Raw genomic sequence first — 1,869 nt, 5'->3', positions numbered from 1 at the left:
CTTCGGGCTAGAAGGTCACCGGCAGGCGGGCCGGGCCCTTGCCGGTGGGCGGGACTTGGAGCGTCTTGAGGGCGAACTCCATGACTTTCTTGTAGATGGGGCCGCAGATCTGGCCGCCGAAGTAGCTGCCCTGGGTGGCGTTCTGGATGGCGCAGTAGACGGTGACGCGCGGCTTGTCGGCGGGGGCGAAACCGGCGAAGGACGAGGTGTAGCCCTTGTAGCGGCCGGTCGCCGGGTCGACCCGGTTGGCCGTACCCGTCTTGCCCGCGACGCGGTAGCCGGGGATGCGGGCCTTGGTGCCGGTGCCCTCCTCGTCGTCGACGACGGACTCCAGCATCCGCGCCAGGGTCTTCGCCGTCCCGTCGCTGACCACCCGGGTCTTCTTCGGCCTGGGCGCGGGCGTGAAGCGGCCGTCGGGGCCCTTCGTGCCGCGTACGAGCGTGGGCTGCACCCGTACGCCGTTGTTGGCGATGGTCGAGTAGACCGAGGTCGCCTGCATGGCGTTGATCGAGAAGCCCTGGCCGAAGGGGATCGTGTACTGCTGCGAGGTCGACCACTTGTCGGCGGGCGCGAAGATGCCGGGGGTCTCGCCGGGGAAGCCGAGTCCGGTCTCCCTGCCGATGCCGAACTTGCGCAGGTAGTCGTGGAGGACCGCGTTGGCCTTCTTCTGCGTGTCCCCGAGCTGGCCGGTGGCCAGGATGGTGCCGATGTTGGAGGACTTGGCGAGCACGCCGTTGAGCGTCAGGGACCAGGTGGGGTGGTCGATGTCGTCCTGGAAGAGGCGGTCGCCGCGGTGCAGCCGGTTGGGCACGGTGACGTGGGTGCCGGGCGTCGCCACGTTCTCCTCGAGGACCGCGGCCATCGACATGACCTTGGCGGTGGAACCGGGCTCGAAGGCGTCCTGGAGCGCGGCGTTGCCGAGCGCCGCCCCGTTGGCCTGCGAGAGGTCGTTGGGGTCGAAGCCCGGGGCGTTGGCCATCGCGAGGACCTCACCGGTCCTGGTGTCCTGCACTATCACGTAGCCCCGGTCGGCCCCGGACTTGCCGACCTGGTCGCTGATGGCCTTCTGCGCGGCCCACTGGATGTCCCGGTCGATGGTGAGCTCGACGTCGGAGCCGGGCACGGCGGGCGTCTCCATGGAGCCCGCGGTCGGCACCTGGCGGCCGCCGGACTGGGCGTAGCGGATCTTGCCCTCCTCGCCCGCGAGGAGCTTGTTGAGCTGCTGTTCGAGGCCGCCCGCGCCCTTGCCCTCGGTGTTGACCCAGCCCAGTATCCCGGCGGCGAGGTCGTCGTTGGGGTAGACCCGCTTGCTGCTGGGGTCGGCGAGGACGCCGGCCAGCACGTTCGGGGAGGCCGGGTCCGCGGTGGCCTTCTCGGCGAGCGCCCCGCGCAGGTCCTTGATCTGCTTCCACACCTGGGGGGTCTGCCGGCGGGCCAGCAGGACGTAGCGGGTGTCGGGGGTCTTGAGCTTCGCGGTGATCCTGGCGGCGTCCTGGCCGAGGATGGGCGCGAGGAGCGCGGCGGCCTGTTCCGGCGCGTCCTTGGTCTTCATCTCCTTCGGCGTGAACAGCGAGGGGTCGGCCGTGATGTCGTACGCGTCCACGCTGGCGGCGAGTTCGACGCCGCCCCGGTCGGTGATGCGCCCGCGCTCCGGCGTCAGGGTGTGGGTGAAGTAGCGGTTCTTCTCGGCCTTGGCGGCATAGGTGTCCGCGTCCACGGCCTGCACCTGGAGCAGCCGTACGACGAAGGCGAGCATCACCAGGGTCAGCCCGAGGCTGACCATGCGCAGCCGGGGCCGGGGGCTGCCGAGGCGGATGGTGCGGGTGCCGTTCCTGGCCGCCGGGCGGCGGGCAGGAACGGCACCCGCAC

Annotated in this window: 1 protein-coding gene; it reads right to left on the bottom strand. The window is 70.8% G+C overall.

Annotated features, from left to right (window positions below; genetic code table 11):
• Window positions 1-7: 7 nt before the first annotated feature.
• Window positions 8-1,869 (bottom strand): peptidoglycan D,D-transpeptidase FtsI family protein (locus AB8Z36_RS38555; protein WP_369218022.1); only part of this gene is annotated, 1,862 nt, incomplete at its 5' end.

Source organism: Streptomyces flavofungini, assembly GCF_041028215.1.
Lineage (GTDB): Bacteria > Actinomycetota > Actinomycetes > Streptomycetales > Streptomycetaceae > Streptomyces > Streptomyces flavofungini_B.
This window is presented reverse-complemented; position numbering and strand designations above follow the sequence as displayed.